The sequence below is a fragment of the Xylophilus sp. Leaf220 genome (assembly GCF_001421705.1).
In the GTDB taxonomy this organism is placed as follows: Bacteria; Pseudomonadota; Gammaproteobacteria; order Burkholderiales; family Burkholderiaceae_C; genus Xylophilus.
Window position 1 is genome coordinate 428,781 of sequence record NZ_LMKO01000001.1, and the last position, 24,979, is coordinate 453,759.

At 70.1% G+C, this 24,979-nt stretch carries 24 protein-coding genes; 5 read left to right on the forward strand and 19 right to left on the reverse strand.

The features are described from left to right. Positions 1–5: 5 nt before the first annotated feature. From hemW to ASE76_RS01985, 5 genes are all read right to left on the reverse strand, one after another. A complete protein-coding gene (hemW, locus tag ASE76_RS01965) occupies positions 6–1,283 on the reverse strand; it encodes a radical SAM family heme chaperone HemW (protein WP_055833886.1) in 1,278 nt (425 codons plus the stop codon). Continuing rightward, positions 1,283–1,879: a non-canonical purine NTP pyrophosphatase gene (locus ASE76_RS01970; RefSeq protein ID WP_055833890.1), complete on the reverse strand. Its 597-nt coding sequence runs from the start codon at positions 1,877–1,879 to the stop codon at positions 1,283–1,285. Before ASE76_RS01970 ends, hemW begins: the two co-directional genes overlap by 1 nt. Before the next feature lie 45 nt (positions 1,880–1,924). Continuing rightward, positions 1,925–2,680 (reverse strand): ribonuclease PH, encoded by a 756-nt coding sequence (gene rph / locus ASE76_RS01975; RefSeq protein ID WP_055833894.1) that lies wholly within the window; start codon positions 2,678–2,680, stop codon positions 1,925–1,927. A 113-nt stretch (positions 2,681–2,793) separates the two neighbouring features. Next, entirely contained in the window at positions 2,794–3,696 is a 903-nt protein-coding gene (locus ASE76_RS01980) for a PP2C family serine/threonine-protein phosphatase (RefSeq protein ID WP_055833897.1), read from the reverse strand. Then, entirely contained in the window at positions 3,693–4,757 is a 1,065-nt protein-coding gene (locus tag ASE76_RS01985) for a serine/threonine-protein kinase (protein ID WP_082447847.1), read from the reverse strand. Before ASE76_RS01985 ends, ASE76_RS01980 begins: the two co-directional genes overlap by 4 nt. Before the next feature lie 141 nt (positions 4,758–4,898). On the opposite strand from ASE76_RS01985, the gene ASE76_RS01990 reads away from it, so the two are divergent. The 5 genes from ASE76_RS01990 (at position 4,899) to ASE76_RS02010 (ending at position 9,866) form a co-directional block, all read left to right on the forward strand. Further along, a complete protein-coding gene (locus tag ASE76_RS01990; protein WP_236698303.1) occupies positions 4,899–5,819 on the forward strand; it encodes a YicC/YloC family endoribonuclease in 921 nt (306 codons plus the stop codon). Between the two features lie 68 nt (positions 5,820–5,887). Beyond that, complete coding sequence (locus ASE76_RS01995; protein ID WP_236698304.1) at positions 5,888–6,220, forward strand: helix-turn-helix domain-containing protein; 333 nt, start codon at positions 5,888–5,890, stop codon at positions 6,218–6,220. Continuing rightward, positions 6,217–7,443 carry a type II toxin-antitoxin system HipA family toxin gene (locus tag ASE76_RS02000; protein WP_055833910.1) on the forward strand — a complete coding sequence of 409 codons (1,227 nt, stop codon included), beginning with the start codon at positions 6,217–6,219 and terminating at the stop codon, positions 7,441–7,443. The genes ASE76_RS01995 and ASE76_RS02000 overlap by 4 nt, the downstream gene beginning before the upstream one ends. 230 nt (positions 7,444–7,673) lie before the next feature. Then, the gene (locus tag ASE76_RS02005; RefSeq protein WP_055833913.1) at positions 7,674–8,498 is read left to right on the forward strand and encodes a MetQ/NlpA family ABC transporter substrate-binding protein; all 825 of its coding nucleotides are present in this window, start codon (positions 7,674–7,676) and stop codon (positions 8,496–8,498) included. Between the two features lie 24 nt (positions 8,499–8,522). Then, the gene (locus ASE76_RS02010) at positions 8,523–9,866 is read left to right on the forward strand and encodes an LLM class flavin-dependent oxidoreductase (RefSeq protein WP_055833916.1); all 1,344 of its coding nucleotides are present in this window, start codon (positions 8,523–8,525) and stop codon (positions 9,864–9,866) included. A gap of 492 nt (positions 9,867–10,358) precedes the next feature. On the opposite strand, the gene ASE76_RS02015 is transcribed toward ASE76_RS02010, so the two are convergent. From ASE76_RS02015 to ASE76_RS02080, 14 genes are all read right to left on the reverse strand, one after another. Further along, positions 10,359–11,225: an alpha/beta hydrolase gene (locus tag ASE76_RS02015; protein WP_055833919.1), complete on the reverse strand. Its 867-nt coding sequence runs from the start codon at positions 11,223–11,225 to the stop codon at positions 10,359–10,361. 11 nt (positions 11,226–11,236) lie between these two features. Continuing rightward, positions 11,237–11,629: a RidA family protein gene (locus ASE76_RS02020; RefSeq protein WP_055833921.1), complete on the reverse strand. Its 393-nt coding sequence runs from the start codon at positions 11,627–11,629 to the stop codon at positions 11,237–11,239. Positions 11,630–11,758: 129 nt separating this feature from the next. After that, positions 11,759–12,199, reverse strand: a complete 441-nt coding sequence (locus ASE76_RS02025; RefSeq protein ID WP_055833924.1) for a thioesterase family protein — start codon at positions 12,197–12,199, stop codon at positions 11,759–11,761. Next, entirely contained in the window at positions 12,196–12,951 is a 756-nt protein-coding gene (locus ASE76_RS02030) for an ABC transporter ATP-binding protein (protein WP_055833927.1), read from the reverse strand. The genes ASE76_RS02025 and ASE76_RS02030 overlap by 4 nt, the downstream gene beginning before the upstream one ends. 14 nt (positions 12,952–12,965) lie before the next feature. Further along, positions 12,966–13,757: an ABC transporter ATP-binding protein gene (locus ASE76_RS02035; RefSeq protein ID WP_201781821.1), complete on the reverse strand. Its 792-nt coding sequence runs from the start codon at positions 13,755–13,757 to the stop codon at positions 12,966–12,968. Then, a complete protein-coding gene (locus tag ASE76_RS02040) occupies positions 13,754–14,656 on the reverse strand; it encodes a branched-chain amino acid ABC transporter permease (protein ID WP_236698334.1) in 903 nt (300 codons plus the stop codon). The genes ASE76_RS02035 and ASE76_RS02040 overlap by 4 nt, the downstream gene beginning before the upstream one ends. Positions 14,657–14,794: 138 nt before the next feature. Next, complete coding sequence (locus tag ASE76_RS02045; protein WP_055833930.1) at positions 14,795–15,715, reverse strand: branched-chain amino acid ABC transporter permease; 921 nt, start codon at positions 15,713–15,715, stop codon at positions 14,795–14,797. Positions 15,716–15,758: 43 nt separating this feature from the next. Then, the gene (locus tag ASE76_RS02050) at positions 15,759–16,949 is read right to left on the reverse strand and encodes an ABC transporter substrate-binding protein (RefSeq protein WP_055833932.1); all 1,191 of its coding nucleotides are present in this window, start codon (positions 16,947–16,949) and stop codon (positions 15,759–15,761) included. A 54-nt stretch (positions 16,950–17,003) separates the two neighbouring features. Beyond that, on the reverse strand, positions 17,004–18,629 hold the full coding sequence (locus ASE76_RS02055) for an AMP-binding protein (RefSeq protein WP_055833935.1): 1,626 nt from the start codon (positions 18,627–18,629) through the stop codon (positions 17,004–17,006). Positions 18,630–18,849: 220 nt separating this feature from the next. Further along, positions 18,850–20,022: an acyl-CoA dehydrogenase family protein gene (locus ASE76_RS02060; RefSeq protein WP_055833939.1), complete on the reverse strand. Its 1,173-nt coding sequence runs from the start codon at positions 20,020–20,022 to the stop codon at positions 18,850–18,852. A gap of 210 nt (positions 20,023–20,232) precedes the next feature. Continuing rightward, positions 20,233–21,084, reverse strand: coding sequence for an enoyl-CoA hydratase family protein (locus ASE76_RS02065; RefSeq protein WP_055833942.1), 852 nt, complete (start codon positions 21,082–21,084; stop codon positions 20,233–20,235). After that, positions 21,081–21,686, reverse strand: coding sequence for a MarR family winged helix-turn-helix transcriptional regulator (locus ASE76_RS02070; protein WP_055833945.1), 606 nt, complete (start codon positions 21,684–21,686; stop codon positions 21,081–21,083). Before ASE76_RS02070 ends, ASE76_RS02065 begins: the two co-directional genes overlap by 4 nt. After that, entirely contained in the window at positions 21,686–22,459 is a 774-nt protein-coding gene (locus ASE76_RS02075) for an SDR family NAD(P)-dependent oxidoreductase (RefSeq protein ID WP_055833949.1), read from the reverse strand. Before ASE76_RS02075 ends, ASE76_RS02070 begins: the two co-directional genes overlap by 1 nt. Position 22,460: 1 nt before the next feature. Beyond that, positions 22,461–24,821 carry a bifunctional salicylyl-CoA 5-hydroxylase/oxidoreductase gene (locus ASE76_RS02080; protein ID WP_055833952.1) on the reverse strand — a complete coding sequence of 787 codons (2,361 nt, stop codon included), beginning with the start codon at positions 24,819–24,821 and terminating at the stop codon, positions 22,461–22,463. Positions 24,822–24,979: the final 158 nt, after the last annotated feature.

Sequence of the window (24,979 nt, forward strand, 5' to 3'; positions counted from 1 at the left end):
GAGTCCTAGCCGGGAAGAAAGAGCGCCTGCAGGTCGCTCAGGAAATCGAAGCCCCGCTCGGTGGGCTGCACCCGCTTCAGGTCGCGGGTGATCAGGCCCTTGGCCTCCGCCTCCGCAAGCGCCGGCGCGATCGCCGCGACCGACAGGCCGGTGCGGTCGGCGAAGTCCTGCAGCAGGAAGCCCTCCCGCAGCCGCAGTGCATTGAGCATGTACTCGAACGGCAGGTCGGCCCGCTTCAGCTCTTCCTGCTGGGTGACCGCGTTGCCCGCCAGGGCCCGCTCCATGTAGAGCTGCGGATCGCGCACCCGCACCTGCCGCACGATGCGGTGGGCGAAGCTCAGCTTGCCGTGCGCACCCGCGCCGATGCCCAGGTAATCGCCGAACTGCCAGTAGTTGAGGTTGTGGAAGCAGCCGTGCCCGGCCTTGGCATAGGCCGAAATCTCGTAGCGGGCCATGCCGGCTGCGCCGGTCCGCTCGGTGATGCGGTCGAGCATCTCGTAGGCGGTGTCGTCCTCGGGCACGACCGGCGGATGCTTGGCGAAATAGGTGTTGGGCTCGATTGTCAGGTGGTAGATCGAGATGTGCGGCGGTGCCAGGGCCAGCGCGGTGTCGATGTCGGCCTCCAGCTGCGCCATGGTCTGGCCGGGCAGCGCATACATCAGGTCGAGGTTGAAGGTCTCGAAGGCCGAGGCCGCCTCCTCCACCGCGGCCAGCGCCTGGGCGCGGTCGTGCACCCGGCCCAGGGCCCGCAGGTGCGCATCGTCGAAGCTCTGCACCCCCACCGACAGCCGGGTGACGCCTGCGCCACGGAACGCGCGGAACCGGTCGCGCTCGAAGGTGCCCGGATTCGCCTCCAGCGTGATCTCGGCATCGGCCGCCAGCCGCACCCGGGCGCGGATGCCGCCGATCAACCGCTCGATCGCCTCGGGCGAGAACAGGCTGGGCGTGCCACCGCCGAAGAAGACGCTGTGCACCGTCCGGCCCCAGACCAGCGGCAGCGCGGCCTCCAGGTCGGCCATCAGCGCGTCGACGTAGCGCTGCTCGGGGATCGGGGCGCGCACGCCCTGCCCCGCTGTGCCGGCATCGACCTGCGTGCCCGCCCGCCACTCGTGCGAGTTGAAATCGCAGTACGGGCACTTCTTCAGGCACCAGGGCAGGTGCACGTACAGCGACAGCGGCGGCAGCGCGCCCAACTGCAGCGTGCCGGGCCGCATGTAGTGCAGCAGATCGGGCTGCGGCGCCACCGCCGGGCCGGCCGGGACGAGCGGAATGCTGCCGGCCATCACCAACGCTCGCGGACGAGTTCGAGCATCCGGCGCGCAGCCTGGCCCCGGTGGCTGTGCGCGTTCTTCACCTCGGGCGGCAGCTGGGCGCAGGTCTGGCCGAAGGCCGGCAGGAACATCACCGGATCGAAGCCGAAGCCGTGCTCGCCGACCGGTGCCCGGGCGATCTCGCCTGCCAGCCGCCCCGAGGCTATGAGCGGCTCGGGATCGTCCGCGCTGCGCACGCCTACCAGGGTGCTGACCAGCGCGGCGCGGCGGTCGTCGATAGCCTCCATCTGCTCCAGCAGCGCGCGCACGTTGTGGTCGTCGCCTTTCGGATAGCCGAACTGCGTCGCGTAGTAGGCGGTGTCGACGCCCGGCAGGCCGCCGAAGGCGTGCACGCACAGGCCCGCGTCGTCGGCGATGGCGGGCAGGCCGCTGGCGCGCGCGGCGTGGCGGGCCTTGGCCAGCGCGTTCTCGACGAAGGTGCGGAACGGCTCCTCCGCCTCCGGGATGCCCAGGTCGCCCTGGCGCAGCAGCTCGACACCCAAGGGCGCGAACATCGCCTGCAGCTCGGCCAGCTTGCCGCGGTTGTTGGAGGCCAGGACGATTTTCATAGGAGAAAGTGGCGGTAGCCGGCGTCGTTCGCCGGCATCATGCTATTACTTTTGTAGCGATTGCTTCTGCAGCACGACCAGCTCGGCGATCCCCTTCTCGGCCAGGGCCAGCAGCCGGTCCATTTCGGCGCGGGTGAAGGCGGCGCCTTCGGCCGTGCCCTGCACTTCGACATAGTGGCCGGCGCCGGTCATCACGACGTTCATGTCGGTGTCGCAGTCGACGTCCTCGATGTATTCCAGGTCGAGCAGCGGCACGCCGGCGACGATGCCGACCGAGATCGCCGCCACGTGGCCGCGGATCGGCGAGGCGGCCAGCTTGCTGTCGGCCATCAGCTTGTCGACCGCGTCCTGGGCCGCGACGAAGGCGCCGGTGATCGCCGCGGTGCGGGTGCCGCCGTCGGCCTGCAGCACGTCGCAATCGAGGTGGATGGTGCGCTCTCCCAGGGCCTTCAGGTCGAACACCGCGCGCAGCGAGCGGCCGATCAGGCGCTGGATCTCCTGCGTGCGGCCGGTCTGCTTGCCCTTGGCCGCCTCGCGGCTGCTGCGGGTGTGGGTGGCGCGCGGCAGCATGCCGTACTCGGCGGTCACCCAGCCCTCGCCGCTGCCCTTCTTGTGCGGCGGCACCTTTTCCTCGACCGACGCGGTGCAGAGCACCTTGGTGTCGCCGAACTCGATCAGCACCGAGCCTTCGGCATGGATCGTGTAGCCGCGGGTGATGCGCACGGTGCGCAGTGCATCGGCGGCGCGGCCGGTGCGGGTGTAGGGCGTGGGGGCGGCGGTGCCGCTGGTGGTGTCGCTCATGCTGGATCCGGGAAAGGTGAGGATAAAAAAGGGGAGGCGAGAGGCGATTGCCGCAGGACCGGAAGGATGTACGCACGCTTCGCATGCGGGCGGCCGGCCCCGCGAGCCGCCGGTCACACCCGGCGTGCGGCAGACCGGCGGATCGCCTCGTTGATCTCGGCGATCGAGCGTTCGATCGCCTCGTCGTCCAGGTCGTCGGCCGACGCGTCGGGCACGCCGGCCTGGATGGTCGAGGCGAACACCTCGTCGCCGATGGTGTCGGTGGAGATGCCGCGGGTCGGCTCGAAATCGGCGGCCTCCCATTCGAAGCCGATCGCGGTGACGTTGTCGCTGGCAGGGCCGGCGTTGCGCAGTGCGCGCTCGACCAGTTCGGGCACCGCGGCCGACACCGGATGCGCACTGGCCACGCCCACGATCTCGTCGTCGCTCAGCATGTCCCACAGGCCGTCGGAGCAGAGCAGCACCCGGTCTCCGCCCTGCAGCGGGAACGGGCCCGCCACGTCGAACAGCGGCCGCGTGGGCGAGCCGAGGCAGGTGAACAGCACGTTGCGGTTGGCCGCCTGGTTCGGCCGGGCCAGCTGCATGTCGCGGCGCTCGGTGTAGGAGTGGTCGCGGGTGCGGGTGACCAGGGCGCCGTTGCGGATCAGGTAGAGGCGCGAGTCGCCGCAGTGGGCCCAGGTGACCTGGCCGTTCTGCACCACCGCCATCACCAGCGTGGTCCGCGGCGAATCGAGCATCGCCTTGAAGGTGGCGTAGCGCAGCAGCTGCTGGTGCGCGCCCAGCACCGCCTCCGACAGGAAGGCCGTCATGTCGGGCAGGGCCGGCTTGGCGTAGCGCTGGAACAGGGCCGAGACGGTCTGCAGCGCGAGCTGCGCCGCCACCTCGCCCTCGGGATGGCCGCCCATGCCGTCGGCCAGCGCGAACAGGCCCGCCTGCCGGGTGTAGCAGTAGCCCATGCGGTCTTCGTTGATCTCGCGGCCGCCGAGGCGGCTCACCTGGAACACCGAGAACTTCATGGCAGCGCGGCCCCCGCGCCGTCGTTGCGGTGCGCATCGCGCGCCGCCGCGGCGGCGGCCGGTGCGGGCGCGGGACCGGCGGACGCAGCGGCGGGCCGCTTGCCGTCGGAGACCAGCGAGTCGATCTGCATGCGCATCCGCTCGCCCACCGTCAGACGGGTGTGCCGGCGCTCGGTGGGCATGCCCAGTTCCTTCTGCAGCGAGAAAACCGATTGCGGCCGCTGCAGCGGATCGAGCGCCATGCACCACTGCACGATCTCGATCAGGTGGTCGGAGTAGACGCCTCGCAGGCGCGACAGCGCGGTCGAGAGCCGGTCCTTGTCCTGGCGCTGCGGCACGTCGTTGGGCGGGTAGCCCTGCATGCAGGCGTACATGCAGGCACCGACGGCGTAGATGTCGGTCCAGGGGCCCATCATCGCGTCGCGCTTGTACATCTCGGGCGCGGCGAAGCCGGGGGTGTACATCGGCCGCACGAAGTGGCTTTCCTTGCTGAGCACCTCGCGCGCGGCGCCGAAGTCGATCAGCACCGCCTTGTTGTCGTCGGTGATGAAGACGTTGGCGGGCTTGATGTCGAGGTGCAGCATCTTGTGCTGGTGCACGATGCGCAGGCCCCGCAGCACCTCGTCGAACAGCGAACGGATGGTGGATTCGCGGAACACCTTCTGCGCCTTCTGCTCCCGTGCGGTGATGATGAAATCCTGCAGGGTGTCGCCCTCCAGGTAGTTCATCACCATGTAGACCGTCTCGTTCTCCCGGAAGAAATTGAGCACGCTCACCACCGAAGGGTGCGAGATCTGGGCCAGCGCGCGGCCTTCCTCGAAGAAGCTCTTGAGGCCCAGGCGGTAGAGCGACAGCTTCTCGGGCGCGACCTTGGGCAGCGGGCTGTCGGCGCTGCGGGTGGCGAGCGACGCGGGCAGGTACTCCTTGATGGCGACCTGCTTGCTCTCGCCGTCGTGCGCCAGGTAGACGATGCCGAATCCCCCGGCTGAAATACGGCGCACCACACGGTAACCCCCGATCGCCGTATCGGGCGGCAGCGGCGCCGGCTTGGTCTTGATCATGCGATGAGGGCGAAAGGATGGGCCGTCTGGCGACTGGTGCGGCCCTGCGGCGGGGGCAGTCGCATGGAGATCGCGGGGGCTTCACCGAAACCGCGGGCGAACCCCGCTATTCTCTGGTGTCTCCAACGACCCGCACAACAGATGTCAGTTTACAGCATGACCGGCTACGCCAGCGCGCAGGAAAGCGCCCCGGCACCCGAGCCCGACAACGCCGCGCGGCCTGCGCCGGAGCGTCGGCTCGGCCTGGAAATCCGCTCGGTCAACAGCCGCTTCCTCGACCTGGCGTTCCGCCTGCCCGACGAGCTGCGCCAGTACGAGCCGGTGCTGCGCGAGAAGCTCACCGCCCGGCTGAAGCGCGGCAAGATCGAGGTGCGTGCCTCGCTGGAACACGACAGCACCGACACGCTGCCCGAGCCTTCGGTGCGGCTGCTGCAGCGCCTCAACTCGATCCAGGACACGGTGCGCGCGTGGATGCCCTCGGCCGCGCCGCTGTCGGTGGCCGACACGCTGCGCCTGGGCGCCGCCGAACAGCATGCCCGCGCCACCGACTGGGGCACCACCATCGTGCCGCTGGTCGAGAAGGCCCTGACCGAGCTGCTGGCCGCCCGCGAACGCGAAGGCGCGCGGCTCGCCGCCATGCTGACCGACCGCGTCGCCCAGCTGCGCGCGCTGGCCGCCCAGGCCACGCCCCTGGTGCCGCGCCTGGTCGAGCAGCAACGCCAGCGTTTCATGGAACGCTGGTCTGAGGCCATGGCGCTCGGCGAAGGCGCCACCCTGCCCGAAGCCGCCCAGGACCGCGCCCTGTCGGAGGCGACCGCCTTCGCGATCCGCATCGACGTGGCCGAGGAGATCACCCGCCTCGACAGCCACCTGGACGAGATCGACCGCCTGCTCGCCAAGGGCGGCGAAGTCGGCAAGCGGCTCGATTTCCTGATCCAGGAACTGCACCGGGAAGCCAACACCCTCGGCTCCAAGTCCGCCGCGATGGAGCTCACCCGCATCTCGGTCGACATGAAGGTGCTGGTCGAGCAGATGCGGGAGCAGGTGCAGAACATCGAGTGATAACGCCCACTCCAAAGCGGGGCGTTACCGAAGTTAATGTGCATTAAAATGGCGATTAATATCAAGAATTGACCTTAGTCGCCATAAAAATGACATTTATTTTAAGCACTGCCGATGAGGTGCTGCAAACCGTCGGCGATCGCCTGCGCGTCCATCGGCTGGCCCAGGCCATGTCGCAGCAAGAGCTGGCCTCCACCGCCGGCTTGTCGCAAGGTGCGGTGCGCCAACTGGAGCGCAACGGCCAGTCCTCGTTGGACACGCTGGTCCGGGTGGTGCAGGCACTGGGGTTGGTGGGCGAGCTGGACGATCTGTTCGTGCCCCGAAGGCAGTCCATCGCGCAGATGGACCAGGCCGAAGCGGCCGGCCTGCGGCAACGCGCACCGCGGCAGAAGAAGCCGTGAAGCGGCTCGGCGTCCACTACCACGGCTGGGGCGACGACTTTCCGCTCGGAGAGCTTGCGGACGACGGCTCCAAGCTGCTCTTCGAATACTCGCCGGAGGCGCTGGCATCGACGCTGGAGCTTTCTCCGCTGCACTTGAAGCTGCGGGCCCCGGCCTACGGCGACTTTCCCATCCACCTGCACCGCCTCCCGGGCCTGGTCGCCGACAGCCTGCCCGACGGCTGGGGCCTGCTGCTGATGGACCGGCTGTTCCGTCGGCAGGGGCTTCGCCATCCAGGACCGCTGGACCGCCTCGCCTTCATCGGCGACCGTGCCATGGGGGCACTGCGCTTCGCTCCGGCCAGCGTCTCAGATGCTGCAGAGCCCGACTGGAACCTGTTGGCGCTTGCCCGCGAGAGCGAACGCGCCTTGGCCGGCGATACCGGCGCCGCCCTGCGCGAGCTGGCACTGACCGGAGGCTCGCCCCAGGGCGCACGGCCGAAGGCGCTGGTGCAGTACGACGCTGCAACCGCGCAGGTCAATACCCGCCACGATGCGCCAGGTGCACCGTGGCTGGTCAAGTTTCCTGCACAGGACGAGCACAAGGAGGTCTGCGCGATCGAGCAGATGTATGCGGAACTGGCCCGGAAATGCGGGCTGGAAGTGCCGGCCAGCGCATGGTTCGACCTGTCGCGCACGCTCGCGGCCTTTGGCGTCGCGCGTTTCGACCGGGAAGACGGCCTGCGCGTGCCCGTCCATAGCCTGGCGGGGCTGCTGCAGGTGGACTTCCGGCTTCCCGGCAGCACCGACTACACCACCTTCCTGCGGGCCACCCGGCTGCTGACCCGCGACGAGCGCGAGGTCGGCAAGGCCTATGCGCGGGCCGTCTTCAACGTGCTGTTCCACAACCGCGACGACCATCCGAAGAACTTTGCCTGGCGCATGGGCCGCGACCGGCGTTGGCGACTGGCACCCGCCTTCGACCTGACTTTCAGCGAAGGCCCGATGGGTCAGCACCACATGGATGTTTGCGGCGAAGGCAGCGCGGTGAGCCGGGCGCACCTGATCGCGCTGGCCGCCCAGGGCGGCGTGGCGCCCAAGCAGGCAGTCGCCTCCATCGAACACATGTTGGGACATGCAGCCGACTTCAGCCGGCTCGCAGCCGCATTTCCGATACGGCGCGCCACGGTGCGGCGAATGGCCACCGCGGTGGACGCCTGCAGCGCACGGCTGCGGCAGGACTGATGCGGGCCGACGCCTGATCTGCATCTGCCGCGCCAGGGACTTCCTGCCGCACCGCCACCGCATTCCCGCATAACCATCGTCGGAAACATTCGTCGCCGGAACCGGCCCCGCATCGCACGATCGGCCTCCCTTTCACCTCCGATGGGACTGCCGATGCGGGCGCGACGACGCGCACCGAACGCTCGTTCGCGACCTGCCCCGCACGCATTCCTGTCTCTCCGGGAGCATCCATGCGTCTGTTCACACCCACCCTCCGGCGGCTCGCCGCGCTGGGCTCGATTCTTCTGTCCCTGGCCGCGGCGGCACCGGCCCACGCGGCCGACCTGCGCATCGGCTTCATGCCCGGCCCCTACCGCGACGCGTTCGCGCAGGGCATCGCGCCGCAGCTGGAAAAGAAGGGCTACACGATCCGGTATGTGGAGTTCAGCCAGGGCGTGCAGCCCAACGACGCGGTGCAGCGTGGCGCGATCGACGCCAACATCTTCCAGCACTCGCTCTACCTGCAGGCCACCAACCAGCGCCAGGGTTTCGACCTGGTGCCGGTGGTCCAGGTGCCGACGCCGCCGATGGGCCTGTACTCGAAGCGCCACAAGACCCTGGCCGCAGTGCCCGACGGCGCCACCGTCACCCTGCCCTCGGATCCGGTCAATGCGGCGCGGGCGCTCAACATCCTGGCGCAGGTCGGCTGGGTGCAGGTGAAGCCCGGCACCGATCCGCTGGCGGTGTCGGAGCGCGACGTGGTGGCCAACCCCAAGCGCCTGAAGCTGGTGCCGCTGGAGGCCGCGCAGGCGCCCCGCTCGCTCGACGATGCCGACATCGCCGCGATCCAGGGCAATTTCGCCGTCGCCTACGGGCTGCGCCTGACCGATTCGCTGCGGTTGGAGGACATGACGGCGCCCTACGTCAACGTGGTCGCCGTCAAACGCGGCCAGGAGGAGGAGCCGTTCGCCCGCGACATCGCGGCGGCCTACCGGTCGGCCGGCTTCCAGCAGTTCTTCAAAGCGCAGCCGGTCTGGGCCGGCTACCGGCTGCCCGACTACTTCGGCAAGCAATGACCCGCACGGAAGAACGGCACACCCATGAGCGCTTCACCCCCTCGCCAGCTGCACCTCAACATCAACGCGCTGCATTCCGGCTTCCTGCCTTCGGCGTGGCGCCTGCCCGAGAGCGACCCGCACGCCTTCACCGACGTGCAGCACTACCTGCGCACCGCCCGCATCGCCGAGGCCGGCACCTTCGACGCGATCTTCCTGGCCGACAACGCCGCCATCGCCGACCAGATCGCGTTCCGGCCGATCCCGGCGCTGGAGCCGACGGTGCTGCTGGCGAGCGTGGCCGCGGCCACCACCCACATCGGCGTGATCGGCACCGCCTCCACCAGCTACAACGAGCCCTACAACATCGCGCGCCGTTTCTCGACGCTCGACCATGTGAGCGGCGGCCGCGCCGGCTGGAACATCGTGACCACGGCCGACGCCGCATCGGCCCGCAACTTCGGCCGCGACGCGGCGTCCGACCATGCCCAGCGCTACGCCCGCGCCGCGGAATTCACCGACGTGGTGAAGGCACTGTGGGACAGCTGGGAAGACGGCGCCCTCGTCGCCGACAAGGCCGCAGGCCGGTTCGCCGATGCCGACAAGGTGCACTCCATCGCGCACCGCGGCCCGCACTTCGCGGTGCACGGCCCGCTGACGCTGCCGCGCTCGCCTCAGGGCTGGCCGGTGCTGGTGCAGGCCGGCGCATCGGCAGACGGCCGGGCCCTGGCGGCCCGCCATGCCGAGGCGGTGTTCTCGGCTTCGCAGTCCTTCGACGAGGCCCGCGCCTATGCAGCCGACCTGCAGCAGCGGGCCGAGGCCTTCGGCCGCGGTCCGCGCGCGATCCGGGTGCTGGCCGGCCTGACCACCATCATCGCCGGCACCGAGGCCGAGGCGCTGCGCCGCCGCGACGACCTGGTCGACGCGATTCCGTGGGAGTACAGCCGCACCCGCCTGGCCGGCATCCTGGGCCTGCTGCCGGCGCAGTTGCAGCCGGATGCGCCGTTGCCCGGCGGCCTGGCGCTGCCCGGCGGCGGCGACGGCAACCACACCTTCTTCCACGCCACCATCGCCGCCGCGCAGCGCGGCCGCTTCACCGTGCGCCAGCTCGTCCGCGAACTGGCCGGCGGCACCGGCCACCGGGTGGTCGTCGGCACGCCGGAGCAGGTGGCCGACGACATCGAGCACTGGTTCCGGGGCGGCGCCGCCGACGGCTTCAACCTGATGCCCGACGTGCTGCCCGGCGGCCTGCAGGACTTCGTCGACGGCGTGGTTCCGCTCTTGCGGCGGCAGGGCATTTTCCGCAGTGCGTACGAAGGGAAGACCTTGCGCGAGCACCTGGGGTTGGCGGTGCCGGCCAGTCGGCACGGCGCGCGGGCTGCGGCCTGAATTCGAGTGAAAAGTGGCTGGGGCCGGCGTGTGGTGCCGACCAACAGCTATAGAAACTATAGCGCACACGGGTGTGGGCGCGCCGCTTTGGCAAACCGGGCCGGGTTAGTCGCTGTCGGTGATCGCGCCGACGCCGTACTCTGCTCCGCGAATGTCCCCCGCGACGGGCTGCGCCCGCCGCTCCTCCTTTATTTCGCTGCGCAGAGCACGTCATCGACGCGATCCTCGGCCCCCGGCTTGATCTGAGAATCGTGAGGTCGGATGCGTGCCAGCGCGAGGTGCCAACGCCACACGTTCAACATCGCCATTGTTGCTTGGCGGCATCGCGGCTGATCCGACCGGCGCCGCGCGACGTTCCCAGGGCCGGGAGTGTCGGGTGACCCCCGCAGCGAAATAAAGGAGGAGCCGAAGGCGGGGGACATTCGCGGAGGGGGTCACCCGGCGCTCGCGGCCCTCGCACCCGCCGCCCCCTCCACACCCAACGAACAAAGGTCACCGTGCCTCCAAGACCCCAGCCACCCAGTCACACAAGGCACTCCCCGCATCCTCGAACCCATGAATAGCCGTGAAGTGGTTCGCCCCCGCCTGCTCCAGCAACCCGGCCCGGTTGCCCGCAGCCGACCAGGCGTCCCGATAGGCCAACGACTGCCGCGCAAACTCCGCCTGCTCCACCCCGCCCCAGGTCAGCAGCACCGGCGTGGGGCTGGGCCGCACATGCAGCACCGGCGAGTTGCGGCGCACCAGTTCTTCGGTCAGCTGGATCTTCGGCTGCAGGTAGCTGAAGCGCAGCGGCGCCAGGTCGAACAGGCCGCTGGCCATCACCGCGCCGCGGAACGGGTCCTGCGGCAGGCCGTAGTCGCGCTCCCACGCGGTCTGCAGGCACATGGCCGCCAGGTGCCCGCCGGCGGAACTGCCGCCGATCGCTACCCGCTGCGGATCGCCGCCGTGCGCGCCGATGTTGCGCAGCACCCAGGCGCAGGCGGCGCGCATCTGGCGCACGATCTCGTCCAGGGTGACCGTGGGGCACAGCGCGTAGTCGGGCACCACCACCGTGATGCCGCGCCGCTGCAGGCCCAGCGCCACGCAGCTGAACTCGTTCGCCGACAATGCGCGCCAATAGCCACCGTGGATGAAGACGAAGACCGGCGCGCCCGGCGCGTCGGCCGGGAAGATGTCGAGCGTTTCGGCGCGCGTCGGGCCGTAGGGCACGCGCAGATCGCAGCGCAGCATCGCACGGGCATGGGCGCTGCGCTCGGCGTAGTGGCGTATCTCGGCGGCGCGGTCGGCCACCGAGATGGCGGTGTCGTACTGCGCGTCGATCTGTTCCTGCGTCTCGAAATCGCGGTAGAGGCCGGGCATGGCGGCGCCGCTCAGTCGGGGACGACGGCCGTCACTTCGATCTCGACCTTGGCGCGGTCCTCGATCAGGCCCGACACCTCGACCGCCGTCATCGCCGCGTTGAAGCTGCCGATGATCTCGCGGAAGGCCTTGCCGATCTCGGGGTACGCGGCCACGTAGGCCTTGCGGTCGGTCACGTACCAGGTCATGCGCACGATGTGCTCAGTCTTGGCGCCACCCTCGGCCAGCACCGCGGCCACGTTCTCCAGCGCCTGGCGAGCCTGGCCGGCCAGATCGTCGGTGTGGAACACGCCCTCGGCGTCCCAGCCGATCATGCCGGCGACGAACACCATGCGGCCGCGGGCGGTCACGCCGTTGGCGTAGCCGCGGGGGCGGGGCCAGCCGGGGGGAAGAAGGGTCTGCATAGGGGTCTCCAAAGAAATTCGGTGAATCGCACTGCGCTGCTGCCGGGTCGGCCGCCGCACCGGCCCCGCACGTGCGCCGAGGCCGCCGTCGCCGACCGTCGGCACATCAGCTGCTGGGGTAGCACGCATCTAGGTCGGCAACCGGTTCAGCGCCTCGCGCACGTCGTCGGGCAAGGCCCGCGCCTGGTGGGTCTTGAGATCGGTCGCGACCAGCACCTGGCGCGAACGCATCCGCTCCTGCTCGCCGGCGCGGCAGTGCAGCGCCAGGGTGAGCGAGCTGTTGCCGACGCGCTCGACCGCCAGCCCCAGCGTCACGTCGTCGCCCATGCGGCTCACCGCGCGGAACTCGCATTCCAGCCGCACGATCGGCATGCCGATCCGCCGCGGGCCCAGCAGGCCGGCATAGGACACGCCCAGGCAGTCGTTGAACCAGTCCTCGACCAGGCCGTTGAGCATCACCAGGTACTGCGGGAAGAAGACGATGCCCGCCGGGTCGCAGTGGGCGAAGCGGATGCGCAGCGGCCGTTCGAAGACAACCGGATGGGTGGAAGAGGGAATGGATGCGGTCATACGCCGATGTACTTGTGCCAGAGGCCCGGATCGGCCGCCAGCGCGGGGGAATCGCCCTGCCAGACCACCTGCCCGCGCTGCACGATGGTGTGGCGGTCGGCCAGTTGCACCAGGCGCTGCACGTACTTGTCGATCACCAGGATGCTCTGGCCCTGCGCGCGCAACTGTGCCAGGCAGCGCCAGATCTCCTCGCGGATCAGCGGGGCCAAGCCCTCGGTGGCCTCGTCGAGCACCAGCAAATAAGGATTGGTCATGAGCGCGCGGCCGATGGCCAGCATCTGCTGCTCGCCGCCCGAGAGCTGGTTGCCCATGTTGCGGGAGCGCTCGGCCAGCCGCGGGAACAAGGCGTAGACCCGCTCCAGCGTCCACGGGTCGGGCGACTGGTTGCGGTTGGCGCCGAAGGCGCGCAGGTTCTCGGACACCGACAGATTGGGGAAGATCTGCCGGCCTTCGGGCACCACCGCCAGGCCCATGCGGGCGATGCGGTCGGGTTCCATCCGCTCGATGCGTTCGCCGCGGAAACGCACCGTGCCGCTCTTCGCACGGACCAGGCCGAGCAGCGAGCGCACCGTGGTGGTCTTGCCCATGCCGTTGCGGCCCAGCAGCGTCGCCACGTCGCCCGCGTCGATCCGCAGGCCCACGCCGAACAGCACCTGGCTGCTGCCGTAGGCGGTCTGCAGGTCGTCGACCTCCAGCAGCACCGGGCGGTCGAGCCGCGGCGCAGGTGCTGGTGCGGCGGCGGCACCGGCCATCGTCGCTTGCGTATTCATGCGGCCACCTCCTCGTTCGCCTCGTCGCCCAGGTAGGCACGCCGCACATCGGCGTTGCCGCGGATCTCGGCCGGCGTGCCGCAGGCGATCACCTTGCCGAAGACCAGCACCGAGATGCGGTCGGCCAGGCGGAACACCGCGTCCATGTCGTGCTCGACCAGCAGCACCGTGGTCTGGCCGCGCAGCGACAGTAGCAGCGCGACCATGCGCTCGGATTCGTCCGGGCCCATGCCGGCCATCGGCTCGTCGAGCAGCAGCAGCTTCGGCGCGGTGGCCAGGGCCAGGCCCACCTCCAGCTGCCGCTGTTCGCCGTGCGCCAGCGCGCCGGCCAGCACGTGCAACTGCGGGCCCAGGCCGACCCGCTCGACAACCTGCTCGGCCTCGGCGTAGCGGGCGCGCTCGCTGCGCGCCGCCTGCCAGAAGCGCAGGCTGCTGCCCTGCCGGGCCTGCACCGCCAGCGCCACGTTGTCGCGCACCGACAGGCGCTTGAAGATGCTGGTGATCTGGTAGGACCGGGCCAGGCCGCGCAGCACCCGCTGCGGCATCGGCAGCCGAGTGATGTCGTCGCCGTGGAAGAGGATGCGGCCGGCGTCGGTCGCCAGCGCGCCCGAGATCTGGTGGATCAGCGTGGTCTTGCCGGCGCCGTTAGGGCCGATCAGCGCATGCAGCTCGCCGGGCTGGACCCGGATGTCGGCATGGTCGGTGGCGGTGAGGCCGCCGAAGCGCTTGACCAGGCCGTCGATGTGCAGCAGCGGTGCGCCCGATGGCGTGTGCATCGGACTGCTCATGCCGCCTTCCTCCTGCGCAGGAAGCCCGCCAGGCCCTGCGGCGCGACCAGCACCACCAGCAGCAGCACGGCCCCCAGGCCGAACTGCCAGTGGATCGTGTAGGCCGCCAGGATCTCTTCGAGCAGCAGGAACACCACCGCCCCGATGAAGCCGCCCCACAGGTGGCCCACGCCGCCCAGGATCACCATCACCAGCAGCAGGCCCGACTGGTTCCACTGCAGCAGCGACGGGCTCACGAAGCTCGACTGGTTGGCCAGCAGCGCGCCGGCCAAGCCCGCCAGCGCGCCGGCCAGGGTGAAGGCGACGAGCTGGTAGCGGTACACCGGGAAGCCGATCGCGCCCATGCGCGTCTCGTTCTCGCGGACCGCCTGCAGCACGTGGCCGAAGCGGGCGTTGAGCAGCCGCTGGATGGCCAGGAAGGCCAGCACGAACAAGGCGAGCACCACGTAGTAGAAGCGGGTGTCGCTCGCCAGGTCGAAGCCGCCGCCGACGGTGGAGCGGCCGGGCAGCGTCAGCCCGTCCTCGCCGCCCCAGGCCTTCACCGACACCATCAGGTAGTACAGCATCTGCGCGAAGGCCAGCGTGATCATGATGAAGTAGACGCCCCGGGTGCGCAGGCTGATCGCGCCCACCATCAGCGCGAACAGCGCGCTGACCAGCACCGCGGCCGGCCAGGCGACCCACGCCGACATGACGCCCTGCTGCATCAGGATGCCCACCGTGTACGCCCCCGTGCCGATGAAGGCCGCGTGGCCGAAGCTGACCATGCCGCCGAAGCCCAGGATCAGGTTGAGGCTGGTCGCGGCCAGCGCGAAGATCAGGATGCGGGTGGCCAGGCCCACGTAGAAATCCTCGCCCAGGGCGGAGGCCACCAGCGGCAATGCGGCCAGCACCAGCATCACCGGCACCGTCCAGCGCAGGTGCAGCGCATGGTCGAGCAGGCCGCGCGGGGCGTGGGCCGAAGCGATGACCTTCGGTGCGGTCGAAGCGCTGCCGGCAGGCAAGGAAGAAGATGCGGACGTCATGCGATCGGGTCCTTAGCCGTGCGCCGGGAAGAGCCCACGGGGCTTCCAGAAAAGCACCGCGGCCATCAGCAGGTAGATGAGGATCGAAGCTACGGCCGGGCCGGCGCTACCCGCTGCATCGGCGCCCAGCCAGTGGCCGAAGGCCATCGGGATCAGCGCGCGGCCGGCGGTGTCGACCACGCCGACCAGCAGCGCGCCGAACAGCGCCCCGCGGATCGAGCCGATGCCGCCGATCACGATCACCACGAAGGCCAGGATCAGGATGCTCTCGCCCATGCCCACCTGCACCGCCAGCAGCGGGCCCAGCATGCCGCCGGCCACCGCGCAGAGCGCTGCGCCCAAGCCGAACACCGCGGTGAACAGCCGACGCACGTTGGTGCCCATGGCCAGCGCCATCTCGCGGTTCGATGCGCCGGCGCGCACCTGCATGCCGAGCCGGGTGCGGGTGACCAGCACGTACAGCAGCGCTGCCACGCCCAGGCCCACGCCGATGATCAGCAGCCGGTAGGCCGGGTAGAAGAAGCCGGGCAGCAGCTCGACCGGGCCGGCCAGGCTGGCGGGCGGATTGAGCGAGATCGGCTGCGAGCCCCACAGCATGCGCACGCACTCGTTGGCCATCAGCAGGATCGCGAAGGTGCCCAGCACCTGCGACAGATGGTCGCGCTTGTAGAGCCGGCGCAGCACCGTCACCTCCAGCAGCATGCCGACCAGCGCGGTGCCGACGATGCCGGCGCCCAGCCCGATCCAGAACGAGCCCGAGGCTGCCGCCGCGGTGGCGATCAGGTAGGCGCCCACCATGTAGAGCGAGCCGTGCGCCAGGTTGATCATGTCCATGATGCCGAACACCAGCGTGAGGCCGGCGGCCAGCAGGAACAGCATCAGCCCGAACTGCAGCCCGTTCAGGGACTGCTCCAGCACCAGCACGCCGGTCATGGCAAGGCCCTTCTCATGGCATCGAAACGGATCGGATGCCCGGTCATACCGCCGGCATCTTGCAGCTGCCGACATACGCGTCGGCGTGGTTCTTGAACACGGTGCCCAGCGTGCGGTTGGTCACCCGGCCCTGGGTGTCCTTGGTGATCACGCGCAGGTAGTAGTCCTGGATCGGGAAGTGGTTGGTGTTGAACTTGAACGCGCCGCGCACCGATTCGAAACGTGCGGCTTCGAGCGCCTTGCGCACCGCGGCCTTGTCGTCGAGCTTGCCCTTCACGTCGCGCACCGCGCCGTCGATCAGGCGGGCCGCGTCGTAGCCCTGCGCCGCGTACAGCGTGGGTAGGCGGCCGAACTCCTTCTGGAAGTCGGCGACGAACTTCTTGTTGGCCGCGTTGTCCAGGTCGTGCGCCCAGAGCGAGCTGTTGAACATGCCGAGCATCGGCTCGCCCACCGCCTTGATCACGTCCTCGTCGGCCGAGAAGCCGGGGCCGAAGAGGGTCATGTCCTTGGACAAACCCGAGCCCACGAACTGCTTGATGAAGTTGATGCCCAGGCCGCCCGGCAGGAAGATGTAGACGGCATCCGGCTTGGCCGCGCGCATCTTGGCGATCTCGGCGCCGTAGTCGAGCTGGTTGAGCGGGGTGTAGCTCTCGAGCGCCACCTCGCCCTTGTAGAAGCGCTTGAAGCCGGCCAGCGCATCCTTGCCGGCGGGATAGTTGGGGGCGAGCAGCGCGACGCGCTTGAAGCCCTTGTCTTCCACCGTCTTGCCGACCGCTTCGTGCAGGTTGTCGTTCTGGTAGCTGGCGCTGAAGAAGTACGGGTTGCACTGGTCGCCCGCGTACTGCGACGGGCCGGCGTTGGCGCTGATGTAGAAGGTCTTGGCGGCGAAGGTGGGCGCGCCCACCGCCAGCATCACGTTGGAGAACACCACGCCGGTCATGAAGTCGACCTTGTCGCGCTTGATCAGCCGGTCGGCCGTCTGGCGGGCCACGTCGGGGCTCTGCTGGTCGTCGGCCACCACCACCTCGGCGGGCAGGCCGCCGAGCTTGCCGCCGCCGTGCTTGACCGCCAATTGGAAGCCGTCGCGGATGTCGATGCCGAGGCCGGCGCCGGGGCCCGACAGCGTGCTGAGCAAACCGACCTTGACCGCGTCGGCGGCCTGGGCGGACATGGCGACCGCGGCGAGCGCGGCCAGGACCAGGGGCTTGAGCGGAGAAGCGGAAAGAGTCTTCATGGGGCAGGCTTTCTGTCGGTGGAGACGGAGGGAGGGTTTGCGGGGCGAAGAGATTCAGGGGACCGCGGGCGCATCGCTGCGGCCCAGCCGGAAGCGCTGGAGTTTGCCCGTTTCGGTGCGCGGCAGGGCCACCACGAACTCGACGGCACGGGGGTATTTGTACGGGGCCACCGTCTGCTTGACGAAGTCCTGCAGCGTGCGCACCGTGGCCGGGCCGGGCTCCTGCCCGGGCCGCAGCACCACGAAGGCCTTGACGATCTGGCCGCGCTCCTCGTCGGGCACGCCGATCACGCCGCATTCGGCGACCGCCGGGTGCTGCAGCAGCGCCTCTTCCACCTCGGGCGAGGCGATGTTGTAGCCGGCCGAGATGATCATGTCGTCGGTGCGCGACTGGTAGTGGAAGTAGCCGTCGTCGTCCACCAGGTAGGCGTCGCCGGTCAGGTTCCAGCCGTCCTTCACGTACTGCGACTGCCGCGCGTCGTCGAGGTAGCGGCAGCCGGTCGGTCCCTGCACCGCCAGGCGGCCGACGGTGTTGGGCGGCACCGGGTTGCCGTCCGCATCGACCACCCGGGCGCGGTAGCCCGGCACCGGCACGCCGGTGGCGCCGGGGCGGGCGGCGGATTCGTCGGCCGAGATGAAGATGTGCAGCATCTCGGTGGCGCCGATGCCGTCGATCAGTTCGATGCCGGTCGCCTGCTTCCACAGCGCGCGGGTGGCCGCCGGCAGCGCCTCGCCGGCCGAGACGCAGCGCCGCAGCGTGCCGACGCGGATCGCGTCGCCGTGCGCGGCCAGCGTGCGGTAGGAGGTGGGCGCGGTGAAGAGCACCGTGGCGCCGAAGTCGCGGATGCCGTCGAGCAGTTGCGCGGGCGAGGCTTTTTCCAGCAGCACGGTCGATGCCCCGACCGCCATCGGGAACAGCAGCAGGCCGCCGAGCCCGAAGGTGAAGGCCATTGGCGGGCTGCCGATGAACACGTCGTCGGCCGCCGGCTTGAGCACATGGCCCGGCCAGCAGGCGCAGATCGCCATCACGTCGCGGTGGAAATGCATTGTCGCCTTGGGCACGCCGGTGGTGCCCGAGGTGAAGGCCAGGATGCAGGTGTCGTCGGCCGCGGTGTCCACGTTGTCGAAGGTGGCGGGCTGCGCGGCCATCGCGGCCTCCAGCCCTTCGGCGGAAGGATCATTGAAGCAGCACACCTGCCGCAGCACCGGGCATTCCAGCGCCGCGGCGCGCAGTTCGTCGGCCAGCCGCAGGTCGCACAGCGCGTGGCTGACCTGGCCCTTGTCGACGATCGCCTGCAGCTCCTTGGCGCGCAGCAGCGGCATCGTCGCCACCGCGATGCCGCCGGCCTTGACGACGGCGAACCAGCAGGCCGCCAGCATCGGCGTGTTGGGCGCCCGCAGCAGCACCCGGTTGCCGGGCACCAGGCCCATGCGCTGCACCAGCACCTGGGCGATGCGGTTGGACTGGGCCAGCAGGTCGGCATAGGTCCAGCGCAGGCCGGCGCCCTGCACGCAGAGCCGGTCGCCCCAGCCCCGGGCCACCGCGTCGTCGAGCAGCGCGGTGGCGCAGTTCAGGCGCTCGGGGAACTGCAGTTCGGGCAGTTCGAAAAGGTACGCGGGCTGCGCCTCGGCCGGCGGCAGCCGGTCGCGGGCGAAAGTGTCGGTGTGTGCGCTGGCCATGCGAGAAACCCCTTTTGGTGCGATGCGTCCAAAACCATGAATTACTTTAGAGCTAAAGCAATTGGCGGGCCAGCGGGATCACCCTAACTTGAAGCACACCCCCAGGCTTGCCCACTGCGTGTGGCCGCCAACCCCCTTGCAGGGGGCACCACCAGCGGCCCGGCGAAGCCGGTTCCGCGGTGGTCCTGAAAGGAACCGCGCCGACTGCAGAGCTGGTGTCCTATGCAGAGGTCAGTGCGGCGCCCTTCCATTCCTTGAGCAGATCGCGCGCGATGATCAGTTGCTGCACCTCGGTGGCGCCCTCGTAGATGCGCAGCGAGCGGATCTCGCGGTAGAGGCGCTCGACCGGCTGTTCGCTCACCACGCCCAGGCCGCCCCACATCTGCACTGCCATGTCGATCACCTGCTGCGCGTTCTCGGTGGCGGTGAGCTTGGCCATGGCGGCTTCGCGGGTCACGTTGTGGCCCTGGTCGCGCATCCAGGCGGCGCGGTAGGTGAGCAGCGCGGCGCTGTCGATCATGGTGGCCATCTGGGCGAGCTTGGACTGCGTCAGCTGGAAGTCGGCCAGCACGCCGCCGAACATGCGGCGCCCGGTGGCGCGGGCCATCGCCTCGTCGAGCGCCCGGCGGGCGAAGCCCAGCGCCGCGGCCGCGACAGAGGTGCGGAACACGTCGAGCGTGCGCATCGCGATCTTGAAGCCTTCGCCGGCGGAGCCGATGCGCTGAGCGGCCGGAATGCGGCAGCCGGTGAAGCGCAGCCGGGCCAGCGGATGCGGCGCGATCACCTCGATGCGCTCGGCGATCGCGAAGCCCGGGGTGTCGGCATCGACGATGAAGGCGCTGATGCCGCGGGCGCCCGGCGCCTCGCCGGTGCGGGCGAAGACGACATAGAAATCGGCGATGCCGCCGTTGGAGATCCAGGTCTTCTCGCCGTCGAGGACGTAGTCGCCGCCCTCCTCCCGCGCGGCGCAGGCCATCGCGGCGACGTCGGAGCCGGCTTCGGGCTCGGACAGCGCGAAGGCCGCGATCGCTTCGCCGCCCGCCACCCGGCCCAGGTAGCGGGCGCGCTGGTCGTCGTTGCCGGCCAGCGAGATCGCGCCGGAGCCCAGGCCCTGCATCGCGAACGCGAAATCGGCCAAGCCCGCGTGGCGCGCCAGGGTCTCGCGGATCAGGCAGATGGCCCGGGTGTCGATCGCATCGCCGGCCTGCGCCGCGACCGCGTGCTGCAGCCACCCGGCCCCGCCCAGGCTGCGCACCAGGGCGCGGCAGGCCTCGTCCACGTCGCGGCCGTGGGCCTCGGCGATGTGTTCGGCGGCCCAGGCGTCGAGGCGGCGGGCCAGGTCGCGGTGGCGGTCGTCGAAGAAGGGCCAGTCGAGGTAGCGGATGTCGCTCATGAAGGTCTCCTGCGCAGCCGCACATGCCGGCGGCGATCTATAAGAAAAGAGGCCACGGCCGGCGAATGGCGCCGGCCTCTAGCTATACATTCGATAGCAAACGGGTTGAGAGCCTGTGAGGCGCCGCGGCGGAAAAGCCGAAGTGCGGTGCGGCACGACGACGGTTTGCAGCATCTCCAGCGCTGCACAGCGCGCCTTCGCGCAGCGCACTCAGTTGCCTTCGAACACCGGCCGGCGTTTGTCCACGAAGGCGCGGTAGGCCCGCTCGAAGTCGCCGGTCAGCATGCACAGCGCCTGGGCCTGGGCTTCGGCCTCGATGGCCTGGTCCACCGTCATGGCCCATTCCTGGTGCAGCATCGTCTTGGTGATGCCGTTGGCGAAGGTGGGGCCGTCGGCGATGTCGCGGGCCAGCTTCTGCGCCTCGGCCGTCAGTGCGTCGGGCTCGCAAAGCCGGTTGAGGAAACCCCAGCGCTCCGCCTCGTCGCCGGGCAGCGAACGGCCGGTGTAGAGCAGTTCCGACGCGCGGCCCTGGCCCACGATGCGCGGCAGGATGGCGCACGCGCCCATGTCGCAGCCGGCGAGGCCGACGCGGTTGAAGAGGAACGCGGTCTTGCTGCGGGCCGTGCCCAGCCGCAGGTCCGACGCCATCGCCAGGATCGCGCCGGCCCCGGCGCAGACGCCGTCGATGGCCGCTACGATCGGCTGCGGGCAGTGCCGCATCTCCGACACCAGCGCGCCGGTCATGCGGGTGAACATCAGCAGTTCGGGCGCCTTGAGCTGCACCAGCGGGCCGATGATCTCGTGCACGTCGCCGCCCGAGCAGAAGTTGCCGCCGGCGCCCTGGAGCACCACCACGTGCACGTCGGTCGCGTAGCGCAGCCGGTGGAACAGGTCGCGCAACTCGGCGTACGAATCGAAGGTGAGCGGGTTCTTGCGCTCGGGCCGGTTCAGGGTGACGGTGCCCACGCCCGCCTCCACCTGCCACAGGAAATGGGTGGCGGCGTAATCGGCCAGCGTCTGGCGGTTGCCGGCGACGAGGGCCGGGTCGGTGCGGTCGGTCATGGGGCGGGTCTCCTGCGGGGGGATGCGGTCTTCTTCTTCGCTGCGGTGGCGGCGGTCGGTGCGGCGACGGGCTCTGCCGCGAGGTCGGCTTGGTGCTGCGCCAGGTGCACCCGCAGCCGGCCCAGCTGGCCGTAGAGCAGTTCCTTGTCGCCGGTGCCCAGGCCCTGGAACATGGCGGTGAGCCAGGTCTCGTGCTCGGCGGCCATGGCGGCGAATTCGATGCGGCCTTTCGGTGTGAGCGCCACGCGCCAGGAGCGGCGGTCTTCCGGGTCGTCCACCCGGGTCACCAGGCCTTCCTTCTCCAGCTGGTCGGTCAGGCCGGTGATGTTGCCGCCGGTGACCATCAGGTAGCGCGAGAGCGCGTTCATCCGCAGCCCGTCGGGGTGGCGCTCCAGCTGGGCCAGGTAGTCGAAGCGCGGCAGCGTGGTGGCGAAACGCGCCCGCAGGTGCTGGCGGATCTGCTGCTCGATCTGGGTACTGCAGGCCAGCAGGCGCAGCCAGATCTTCAGGTCGATGTGGTCGTCGGCAACGGCGCGCGCCTCGTGGCCGATGCGCTCGTCGTCGAGCACCGGAACCAGCTGCAATTTCGTGGTGCGGGCCATCACATCACCTCGCCGCCGGAAACGGAAATCGACTGCCCGGTGACCGCGGCCGCGCCGTCGCCGCACAGCCAGGCAACCGTGTCGGCCACCTCGGCGGGCGACACCAGCCGGCCCTGCGGGTTGCCGCGCACGAACTCCGCCTGCGCCTCGGCCGTGCTGCGGCCGGTCTTGGAGGCGACGCGGGCCACGCTGTCGCGCACGATGTCGGTGTCGGTATAGCCCGGGCAGACCGCGTTGACGGTGATGCCCTTGGCCGCCAGTTCCAGCGCCAGCGAGCGGGTCAGCCCGATCACGCCGTGCTTGGCCGCGGCGTAGGCCGCCACGTAGGCGTAGCCGCGCAGGCCCGCCGTGCTCGCGACGTTGACGATGCGGCCCGCGCCCGCTGCGAGCAGGTCGGGCAGTGCGGCCTGGGTGCAGGTGAAGGTGCCCGTCAGGTTCACCGCCAGCATGCGCTGCCAATGGGCTGCGTCCATCCGGTGGAAGGGCACGCTCTCGGCCTGCCCGGCGTTGTTGACCAGGACCGCGACCGGGCCGGCCGCGGCCCGCGCAGCGGCAAAGGCCTGGGCCACGCTGTCGGCGGAGGTGATGTCGCAGGCGACCGGCAATGCCTGGGCCGATGCCGGCAGCCGGGCCGCCAGCGCCTGCAGCGTGTCGAGGTTGCGGCCCAGCAGCGTGAGCACCGCGCCCTCGGCCGCCAGCCGCTCGGCGATCGCCGCGCCGATGCCGCGCGCTGCGCCGGTGATGACCGCGTGGCGGCCTTGCAGGTGTGCCATGTCAGCCCGCCTCCGCCTGCTGGGCGCGTTGCAGCGGCGACATCGCGGCGGCCTGCGCCGCGACGGTGCGCTCGCGCTCCAGGTTGCGCTCCAGCTGCACCTTGCCGGCCTGGTACTGCTTCGGCCATGCCACGTCGAAATAACCGATGCGCGCCGCTTCGTTCAGGGTCCACGCCGGGTTGGCCAGGTGCGGACGCGCCACGGCGCACAGGTCGGCCCGGCCGGCGGCGACGATGCTGTTGACATGGTCGGCCTCGGAGATCGCGCCGACCGCGATGGTCGCGATGCCCGCCTCGTTGCGCACCCGGTCGGAGAACGGCGTCTGGAACATCCGGCCGTAGACCGGCTTTTCCTTCTTGCTGACCTGGCCGGACGAGCAGTCGATCATGTCGGCGCCGGCCGCCTTGAAGGCGCGGGCGATCCGCACCGCGTCGTCGGGCGTGATGCCGCCCTCGACCCAGTCGTGCGCCGAGATGCGGACCGACATCGGCTTGTGCTCCGGCCAGGCGGCGCGCATCGCGGCGAACACCTCCAGCGGGTAGCGCAGCCGGTTCTCCAGCGAGCCGCCGTAGTCGTCGGTGCGCTGGTTGGTCAGCGGCGAGATGAAGCTGCTGAACAGGTAGCCGTGCGCGCAGTGGAACTCCAGCCAGTCGAAGCCCGCCTCGTCGGCCCAGCGGGTCGATTGCACGAATTCGGCCTGGACGCGGTCCATGTCCTCGCGGGTCATCGCGTGCGACCAGTCGCTCACCCCGTCGAGGTACTGCTGCGGCGAGGCCGACAGCAGCCGCCAGCGGTCGGCCTCGGGCAGCGGCTGGTCGATGCCGTCCCAGGCCAAGCGCGTCGCGCCCTTGGCGCCGGCGTGGCCGAGCTGCAGTGCCATCTTCGCGGTGCTGTTGGCATGCGCGAAATCGACGATGCGCTTCCAGCCGTCGCGCTGGGCCGCGTTCCACAGCCCCGGGCAGCCGGGCGTGATCCGGGCGTCGGGCGAGGGGCAGGTCATCTCGGCGAAGACCAGGCCCGCACCGCCCATGGCGCGGGCGCCCAGGTGCATCAGGTGGAAGTCGGCCGGCAGCCCGTCGACGCAAGAGTACTGCGCCATCGGCGAGACGACGACCCGGTTCTTCAGCGTCACGCCGCGCAGGGTGAACGGGGTGAACATCGGCGGCACCGCGCGCTGGGTGGCGCCGCGCTGCAGGCCTGCGCGCTCCGCGATCCAGTCCTCGTAGCGCTCCACGTAGCCCTTGTCGCGCAGCCGCAGGTTCTCGTGGCTGATGCGCTGGCTGCGGGTCAGCAGCGAATAGGCGAACTGCTCGGGCGGCAGGCTGGCGTAGCGGTCGACGTTCTCGAACCACTCGGTCGAGTTGCGGGCCGCGTTCTGGATGCGCAGCACCTCGATGCTGCGCACCGCCTCGTAGTCGGCCAGCGCGGCCGTCAAGTCGCCCGGCTGGCGGCCGATGCAGCGGGCCAGCTCGATCGCATCCTCCAGCGCCAGCTTGGTGCCCGAGCCGATCGAGAAGTGCGCGGTGTGGGCCGCGTCGCCCATCAGCACCACCGGCGCATGGCCGTTGTGGTGCACCCAGTGGCGGCAGACCACCCGCGGGAAACGGATCCACTGGGCCGAGCCGCGCAGGTGGCTGGCGTTGGAGATCAGCGGGTGGCCGTCGAGCTGGTCGGCGAAGAGCTGCTCGCAGAAGGCGATCGCGTCTTCCTTCTCCATCGTCTCGAGGCCGGCGGCGCGCCACACGTCCTCGGGCGCTTCGACGATGAAGGTGGAGGTGCTGTCGTCGAAGCGGTAGGCATGGGCCTGGAACCAGCCGTGCTCGGTCTTGGCGAAGGCGAAGGTGAAGGCGTCGAACAGCTTGCGGGTGCCGAGCCAGACGAAGCGGCACAGCCGCAGGTCGATGTCAGGCTGGTAGGTGGCGGCGTACTTGGCGCGGATGCGGCTGTTGAGGCCGTCGGCGGCGATGACCAGGTCGGCGTCGGCATAGGCGGTGTCGTCCTGCACGTCGGTCTCGAAAACCAGCTCCACGCCCAGCTGCTCGCAGCGCGCCTGCAGGATGTTGAGCAGGCGCTTCCTGCCGATGCCGCAGAAGCCGTGGCCGCCCGAGCGCACGCTGTGGCCCTGGATGTGCACCTCGATGTCGTCCCAGTGGTTGAACGCGTCGAGGACCTGCGCCGCGGTGACCGGGTCGGCCGCCTGCAGGTTTCCCAGCGTCTGGTCGGAGAACACCACACCCCAGCCGAAGGTGTCGTAGGGCCGGTTGCGCTCCACCACCCGGATCTCGTGGTCCGGGTTCTGCAGCTTCATCAGGAGCGCGAAATACAGGCCCGACGGGCCTCCACCGATACAGACGATCTTCATGGCCGACGGTCCTCCAGGGACTGGGAAAACCGCCAATCTACGGCCAATTAGTTTAGGTGTCAACTAAATTGGAAGCCGCACCAGCGCGGGGCGACGGGCACCGCGCCGGCTCCCGCTCCCCTATCAGGGTCGCCACGGAACCGGCTTCGCCGGGCCGC

Excerpts from the sequence above, each read along its gene's own strand:
- hemW (WP_055833886.1), bottom strand. The coding sequence starts at position 1,283 with ATGGCCGGCAGCATTCCGCTCGTCCCGGCCGGCCCGGCGGTGGCGCCG.
- ASE76_RS01970 (WP_055833890.1), bottom strand. The coding sequence starts at position 1,879 with ATGAAAATCGTCCTGGCCTCCAACAACCGCGGCAAGCTGGCCGAGCTG.
- rph (WP_055833894.1), bottom strand. The coding sequence starts at position 2,680 with ATGAGCGACACCACCAGCGGCACCGCCGCCCCCACGCCCTACACCCGC.
- ASE76_RS01980 (WP_055833897.1), bottom strand. The coding sequence starts at position 3,696 with ATGAAGTTCTCGGTGTTCCAGGTGAGCCGCCTCGGCGGCCGCGAGATC.
- ASE76_RS01985 (WP_082447847.1), bottom strand. The coding sequence starts at position 4,757 with ATGATCAAGACCAAGCCGGCGCCGCTGCCGCCCGATACGGCGATCGGG.
- ASE76_RS01990 (WP_236698303.1), top strand. The coding sequence starts at position 4,899 with ATGTCAGTTTACAGCATGACCGGCTACGCCAGCGCGCAGGAAAGCGCC.
- ASE76_RS02005 (WP_055833913.1), top strand. The coding sequence starts at position 7,674 with ATGCGTCTGTTCACACCCACCCTCCGGCGGCTCGCCGCGCTGGGCTCG.
- ASE76_RS02010 (WP_055833916.1), top strand. The coding sequence starts at position 8,523 with ATGAGCGCTTCACCCCCTCGCCAGCTGCACCTCAACATCAACGCGCTG.
- ASE76_RS02015 (WP_055833919.1), bottom strand. The coding sequence starts at position 11,225 with ATGCCCGGCCTCTACCGCGATTTCGAGACGCAGGAACAGATCGACGCG.
- ASE76_RS02020 (WP_055833921.1), bottom strand. The coding sequence starts at position 11,629 with ATGCAGACCCTTCTTCCCCCCGGCTGGCCCCGCCCCCGCGGCTACGCC.
- ASE76_RS02025 (WP_055833924.1), bottom strand. The coding sequence starts at position 12,199 with ATGACCGCATCCATTCCCTCTTCCACCCATCCGGTTGTCTTCGAACGG.
- ASE76_RS02030 (WP_055833927.1), bottom strand. The coding sequence starts at position 12,951 with ATGGCCGGTGCCGCCGCCGCACCAGCACCTGCGCCGCGGCTCGACCGC.
- ASE76_RS02035 (WP_201781821.1), bottom strand. The coding sequence starts at position 13,757 with ATGAGCAGTCCGATGCACACGCCATCGGGCGCACCGCTGCTGCACATC.
- ASE76_RS02040 (WP_236698334.1), bottom strand. The coding sequence starts at position 14,656 with ATGCTGGTGCTGGCCGCATTGCCGCTGGTGGCCTCCGCCCTGGGCGAG.
- ASE76_RS02045 (WP_055833930.1), bottom strand. The coding sequence starts at position 15,715 with ATGACCGGCGTGCTGGTGCTGGAGCAGTCCCTGAACGGGCTGCAGTTC.
- ASE76_RS02050 (WP_055833932.1), bottom strand. The coding sequence starts at position 16,949 with ATGAAGACTCTTTCCGCTTCTCCGCTCAAGCCCCTGGTCCTGGCCGCG.
- ASE76_RS02055 (WP_055833935.1), bottom strand. The coding sequence starts at position 18,629 with ATGGCCAGCGCACACACCGACACTTTCGCCCGCGACCGGCTGCCGCCG.
- ASE76_RS02060 (WP_055833939.1), bottom strand. The coding sequence starts at position 20,022 with ATGAGCGACATCCGCTACCTCGACTGGCCCTTCTTCGACGACCGCCAC.
- ASE76_RS02065 (WP_055833942.1), bottom strand. The coding sequence starts at position 21,084 with ATGACCGACCGCACCGACCCGGCCCTCGTCGCCGGCAACCGCCAGACG.
- ASE76_RS02070 (WP_055833945.1), bottom strand. The coding sequence starts at position 21,686 with ATGGCCCGCACCACGAAATTGCAGCTGGTTCCGGTGCTCGACGACGAG.
- ASE76_RS02075 (WP_055833949.1), bottom strand. The coding sequence starts at position 22,459 with ATGGCACACCTGCAAGGCCGCCACGCGGTCATCACCGGCGCAGCGCGC.
- ASE76_RS02080 (WP_055833952.1), bottom strand. The coding sequence starts at position 24,821 with ATGAAGATCGTCTGTATCGGTGGAGGCCCGTCGGGCCTGTATTTCGCG.